Consider the following 5,637-nt stretch of genomic DNA (forward strand, 5'->3'; position numbering starts at 1 on the left):
AACTAAAGATTGTTCTTGTTCAATAGCATTAACTGTTGTCTCTGGTTTGAGAGATATTTCTGCTGATTCTGAGTTAGAAGTGGAAGTATTTATTCTTTCAGTAATTGTTCTCAAAGGTAAAGTAGATTCTTCCGAAGTAGCGGGTAGGAAATCTATCTTCCTTTCTTCAGATGCTTCGACTGGCTGGTGCAAATTTTGGCGCAACAACAAGGAATTTGGTGTGCTTAAATTGCTTACTTGAATCTGTTTTAATTCAACTAGAGTAACTTTTGTTTCTTCCTCTTTTGGCGCAACTGTTCTCTGTGGTTGATCTAAGGTAGCCGCTGGCTTGGAGTCAGGATTTGATACCGTTACACTTTCAACAATTGTCCTCAAGGATGGGCTATTTTTTTCAGAAGTGTTTGCTGGAGTCTCTATCTTCTCAGAGGAATTTACTTGTTTACTTAAAGAATTAGAATCTGGTGCTAAGGGAACAGCTTTGCGACTGAGGCGAAAAGTTTGACCAGCTTGGGAATCAGAAATCTTTTCTATTGGTGGCGCAATCTTCTCCTGATATATCCGTTCAGATAACATTGCTGAAGACAATTGGCTAGTGAGGTTCGGTTCGGTTGTAATTGGCTGCACTGGTGTAGCCAACATTAATTCCGTACCGCTACCTGGTTCACTCTCACCAAAAGCATAACGAGATTGCCACCTTTCTAGGAAGCGAGAACGCTGAACCATCCAGCTTGGAACTCGTGCTAATTGAGTCTGGAATTGTTTTAGGTTAATCACCCCAACAGGTTCACTCTGGCGGCGAAGGAGACGCTCTACCAGAACAGATTTTTCATCAGGAGAATCGACCATCTTATACACCTTTTTAGAAACCAATATTGACAGATGCACTCAGTTCAGCGGCGATTCCTCCTACCAAACTGCTCACGCTAGGACGGCTGAGTCCTCGGTGAAATAATTCGACACTTTCAAAGGCGACGTTGCCTGAATCTGCTCGCAATTCTGGGCCAGTCCACTTATAAGGAAAAGCTTCTTTAAAGTTCCACCAAATGACCGGGATGCGCTGCTTGTTCAGCAAATAAATTGTGCCGTTTTGGCGTTCAATCTTGCCTTGGACTACATCTTGATGCCAACTCCATAGTCCATCAATCGGGGTAAGTCCGTGCTTGAGAATCAAAGCTGGGGATTTGCTGCGCCCGGCAAAGCGATGTATGTAGTCATTGACACCGCCTTCCTGGTACTCTTCAATAGTAGTTTCTACCTGCAAACCGCTACATTCAGAGAACCCTCCTGCCAAAATTCCTTCAATCTCGACCAAAAAATTGAAGACCTGATAGGGATCGCTGCGAATTCCCAAAAGATTGGTCGCCAAACTGAAAGCGGCGTTTAAGCCCAAGGATGGCATCGGTTATTTCCTCCTGTTTGCTCAAGTTTGTTCGTTAAAACGCTGGTTGATCTTGGCGATTTCTGCCACCCACTGCTGGCGTTCTGGGTGTTCCAATCCCAGAATTTGTTCCGGCTGCCAGTGAAAGTGGTAGGCGATGTAGGCTACCTCCTCATAAAGCCGTTCGAGGGGGTAGCGTCTTACTCCCCCAAGCTAGTGAGTTCCACGTCAAACTCTTTTTCGCAGTAAGGGCATTGGGTATGAACCCGGTTGTGACCATTTTGATTGATGCGGCAGTAGAGGTCTTGTAAGTAAGCCAAATCTGCCGCATACAGTCCTTCAATCACCTTCGGGTTGATATACTCCAGGCTGCCAAGCTTAGCGATGACCCGCGACAGCAGGACGATCAGCAGATAAGCTTGGTTGCTACGGACACGGGGATCTTTGAGGGGGGCAATTTCATCGAAGGCAGTGGCTAGGCGCATCACACCTTCCCGATGCAGGTTGCCTTCCCCATCTATATACCCTAGGGGTAAGGTAAAGGGAAATTCAGTCTGGAGCATGATTGGGTGATCAGTTTAGCCGGGGATTAAGCTTTAACCATTTCTTCGTGGACAATTTCTAGGGTTTCAATCGCTACTTCATTGCTGGTGGCATTAAAACTCGGACCTGTCCATTTAGAAGGCCAGGCTTCCCGCAAATTCCAGCGCAATTTTTCTTCCTGCGCTTCGTTGAATAGGACAATCGAGACATTTTTGCGGGTGGTTTTCCCACTGATCACGGTTTGTCGCCATTCCCAGAGGGTCTTGGAATCGGTGATGCCCCGTTTTAAGGTAATTGGCGCGAATTTATTCAAACCGGTCAATTTACGCACGTGGTTGGCATCGGTTCCTTCGCGATAGTCAACGGGATCGGTTGTCGCATCTAGACCGCTGCATTCGCGGAAGCCTGCTTCTTGAATGCCGTCGATTTCAACGCGAAAATTGAAACCTCGATAGGGATCAACTCTGTCAGCCATAGAAAATCTCCTTGTTAAACAGCCAGTAAGACAATTGAATGGTTAGTAATCAAGCGGTTGGGCGAATTTCCACGCTTCCCGCCCGATGAACGATCCGAATCACGAGAAACTCAGCAGGAGCAGCAGTTGCTAAACCAATTTCAGTTAGCACCTCTCCTTTTTCTCGGAGGTCGGTCGGGTTAGTTTCAGCATCGCACTTGACATAGAATGCCTGGGCTGGGCTGGCTCCCTGGAGTGCCCCTGACTGCCACAGTTGGGTTAAGTAAGCACTCAGTTCTCGCCCAATTCGCACCCACAAGCGGGGGGAATTGGGTTCAAAGCTTGCCCAGCCCAGATTTTGGTCGATCCACCGCCCCAAAGTGAGGAATAGCCGCCGGACGTTGAGATAACGCCAGTTGGGATCTTGACTGAGGGTTCGCGCTCCCCAGACGCGCAGGCCACGACCGGGAAAAGCCCGCAGGCAGTTGATACCTAGAGGATTTAACTCATCTTGAAGGGAATTGTTGATCGCCACTTGCAAATCCAGGGCATCCTGAATCTTTTCATTCGCGGGAGCTTTGAAGACACCCCTAGCGCGATCGCTGCGGGCAAAGATACCAGCAATATGACCGCAGGGGGGAACCCAACGCCCTTGGGTATTTTTCAGCCAGGGATAGTAGAGGGCCGCGTTAATTGGTTCGGGTTGGCCGCGGACAATTGCCTCTTGCTGCTTTTTGACTGTGGCTAGAGCATCGAGAATGGCGAAGCGATCGCCCTGTTGGGCGCATTGTTGCAACATTGCCTGTTGCACTTGGATAATGGCACTTTCATCCGTCAGCTTCATGGCATCGGGAACTGCCAGTAAGTCCAAATCCTTCAGGGGAGCGAGAGACGACAAAGCCGCTTCTAAGGCTGATTTTGGCTCTTGATTGGAGTCTGCTCGCACTACATAACAGCGAGTACCCCCATTGGCAAAGAAGCCGGTCACTGCCTCTAATAGATAGCCTTGGGCGATAAATTTTTCGCTGAATTCTTCCTGACGGTGTAATGCCAGCGGGGTGTTGACTGGGAAATCCTTCTCTGATGGCTTAGCCTGAAAGAAGCCGACGAATCCAGGAATGCCGGTGGGCAGCTTGGCTTCTGGTTGGCGGAAGCTTTCCTCTCGATAGACACCTGGCGTTTTATAGGCGATCGCCATAGCTCACCTCTTTTTTAGCTGGTTTGGGCCATCTGGCTGATGCGGAAGATGACAAATTCAGCCGGACGAACAATCGCCACGCCAATTTCCGTGACGACTTGGCCCAATTCGCGCAACTCAGGCGGATTGTTTTCGGCATCGCACTTGACGTAAAACGCCTCCTGGGGTGTATTGCCAAACAAAGCCCCCGAGCGCCAGACATTGGTAAGGAATGCCGAAACGTTGCGGGTAATTTGTTGCCAGAGGGCGGGAGTATTCGGCTCGAAGACCACCCACTGGGTGCCTTCGTCAATCGATTCCCGCAGAAAGAGCAGGGTGCGGCGGACGTTGATGTATTTCAAGTCAGCATTGTCATCGCCGCCGACGGTTCTGGCTCCCCAGACTAGGATGTTGCCATTGAGGACGCGGATGCAGTTGACTCCTTTAGGATTCAAGTTATCCTGGTCAGCTTTACTGAGGGGCTGGCTCACGTCTTGCGCGCCAAAAATTACCTCATTGGCGGGTGCTTTGAAGACTCCCCTCTCGTTGTCAACGCGAGCATAGACTCCTGCTAGATGTCCACTAGGGGGGACAATTAGCGACCCATCACCACTAGGATTTTGTAGTTTAGTCGCTGGGTCAAAAACCTTGATCCAGGGGAAATACCAGGCGGCCAAATCGGTTCTTTTCGGCATGACTCCTGAGTCAGCCGGAATTTTCGTCAGAGTGGTTAAATCGGCAGCCGTCGGGGGGCCATCTAGAATAGCAAAGCGATCGCCGGTGGCTTGACAATGAGCTACCACTTTATCTCGGATCGCGTCATCGGTGTTTCCTGGGATTGCTACCAGTGAAATTGGATCGATCGCGGCAAAAGCTTTGAGAGCATCATCAAGTTGTGTATTGTCAACAATCCGCACTACATAGCAACTGCTGCCGCCATTGTTGAAAAATCCGTAAACTGCGTGAGCCAGGTGTTGGTGTCCAGGATCAATGGCAGGATTGTCATCTGCCGTTGGTGCCTTTGTTTCGTCGCCGATTAGATCGCCAAAGAATTTGGTAAATTGGGTCCAATTGGTAATCAATTTAGCTATCTTGGCTGGCGGTGGCGCAAAGTCCACAAACTTAGTGCTTCCGGGCGTTGTCGGATTTTTGGCGACCAGGTGGATTTTGTCTGGTACAATTCCAATAAATCCGGGGATGCTGGTGCTAACTCCGGCGATCGCTTTAACGGCTGAAGGTACTTCTTCAACATAAACGCCTGGAGAAAGATATTGAGGCATAGCCCTCTCCTTAACAAAATATTTGCTTAATCTCCATGCTAGCACTTTTGGTCTATTGGGCGTTGTCAGATGTAAAGATGAATCAAGCAAAAGTGTAGGGAACTGGAACATCCTTAAACTTAACCGACATTCCGCACATCTTCATAGACTTTTATATATTTCCCACATTCCGCACCCTCAACTGTCACATTGAAAATTTTATCTAAATCGTCAAAATGATTGCCGGCTCTGAATTACAGGCTAATTTGTTTGCCCAGCAGCTGCACAATTAGCCCTAAAAATCTGATAGCTCTGATACCAAATTATTGAGAGAAACTCTCATTAAGCTGGCGATCGCTGACTAGAGTGTGACACTTCATAATTCTTAGTAATCGCTAAAAGTCTTACTATACAAGGGCTAGAGCAACTTTTGATTTCAACGACTAGGGTGCGGAATGTGGGTTGGTGTCACATAAGTAGGGAGGCACAATTATTTGTAGGATGGGTTAGCGGTAGCGTAACCCATGCGGGCGTTGGGTTTCATCTTCAAACCAACCTACGTTCATCTTATATTTAATTCCACCCACCCACTTAAAATCATCGGTTTTCTTCTCGCCATGCTGTTTGACGGATAGATTTAGGAGTAATATCCCTGTCTTCCCACAATCGTGCTAGGGCAAAAAAGTCTTGCTCGTTATCAGATAATGTTGTTTGATCTTCGATGATTTCTACAGAGTCAACAAAATCTAAAGCAGTTAAAATTTTAGAGAGTGTTTCTGCTTTTTCTTGGTCACGAATGTGTACGATTAGTTGTTTCATGGTAGTT

7 protein-coding genes and 1 pseudogene are annotated in these 5,637 nt (G+C 47.9%); all 8 read right to left on the minus strand.

Going from position 1 to position 5,637, the window contains the following annotated elements; genetic code table 11:
• Positions 1–846: hypothetical protein (locus IM515_RS00495; protein WP_287697816.1), on the minus strand; the 846-nt coding region annotated here is incomplete at its 3' end.
• 13 nt (positions 847–859) lie between these two features.
• Positions 860–1,399: a phage tail protein gene (locus IM515_RS00500; RefSeq protein WP_002770405.1), complete on the minus strand. Its 540-nt coding sequence runs from the start codon at positions 1,397–1,399 to the stop codon at positions 860–862.
• A gap of 21 nt (positions 1,400–1,420) precedes the next feature.
• Positions 1,421–1,558 (minus strand): annotated as a pseudogene (locus IM515_RS25815) (DUF6760 family protein); the annotation flags it as partial.
• 20 nt (positions 1,559–1,578) lie between these two features.
• Positions 1,579–1,941: a hypothetical protein gene (locus tag IM515_RS00505; RefSeq protein WP_002770407.1), complete on the minus strand. Its 363-nt coding sequence runs from the start codon at positions 1,939–1,941 to the stop codon at positions 1,579–1,581.
• 26 nt (positions 1,942–1,967) lie between these two features.
• On the minus strand, positions 1,968–2,396 hold the full coding sequence (locus IM515_RS00510) for a phage tail protein (RefSeq protein ID WP_002770409.1): 429 nt from the start codon (positions 2,394–2,396) through the stop codon (positions 1,968–1,970).
• Between the two features lie 49 nt (positions 2,397–2,445).
• The gene (locus IM515_RS00515) at positions 2,446–3,573 is read right to left on the minus strand and encodes a phage tail sheath family protein (protein WP_287628526.1); all 1,128 of its coding nucleotides are present in this window, start codon (positions 3,571–3,573) and stop codon (positions 2,446–2,448) included.
• A 14-nt stretch (positions 3,574–3,587) separates the two neighbouring features.
• Complete coding sequence (locus IM515_RS00520; protein WP_287628525.1) at positions 3,588–4,832, minus strand: phage tail sheath family protein; 1,245 nt, start codon at positions 4,830–4,832, stop codon at positions 3,588–3,590.
• Positions 4,833–5,408: 576 nt separating this feature from the next.
• On the minus strand, positions 5,409–5,630 hold the full coding sequence (locus IM515_RS00525; protein WP_002770416.1) for a hypothetical protein: 222 nt from the start codon (positions 5,628–5,630) through the stop codon (positions 5,409–5,411).
• Positions 5,631–5,637: the final 7 nt, after the last annotated feature.

It is taken from the genome of Microcystis sp. M44BS1 (assembly GCF_020244875.1).
Taxonomy (GTDB): domain Bacteria; phylum Cyanobacteriota; class Cyanobacteriia; order Cyanobacteriales; family Microcystaceae; genus Microcystis; species Microcystis panniformis.

Bases quoted from the DNA above. Each gene is read 5' to 3' on its own strand.
- IM515_RS00500 (WP_002770405.1), bottom strand. From the start codon at position 1,399: ATGCCATCCTTGGGCTTAAACGCCGCTTTCAGTTTGGCGACCAATCTT.
- IM515_RS00505 (WP_002770407.1), bottom strand. From the start codon at position 1,941: ATGCTCCAGACTGAATTTCCCTTTACCTTACCCCTAGGGTATATAGAT.
- IM515_RS00510 (WP_002770409.1), bottom strand. From the start codon at position 2,396: ATGGCTGACAGAGTTGATCCCTATCGAGGTTTCAATTTTCGCGTTGAA.
- IM515_RS00515 (WP_287628526.1), bottom strand. From the start codon at position 3,573: ATGGCGATCGCCTATAAAACGCCAGGTGTCTATCGAGAGGAAAGCTTC.
- IM515_RS00520 (WP_287628525.1), bottom strand. From the start codon at position 4,832: ATGCCTCAATATCTTTCTCCAGGCGTTTATGTTGAAGAAGTACCTTCA.
- IM515_RS00525 (WP_002770416.1), bottom strand. From the start codon at position 5,630: ATGAAACAACTAATCGTACACATTCGTGACCAAGAAAAAGCAGAAACA.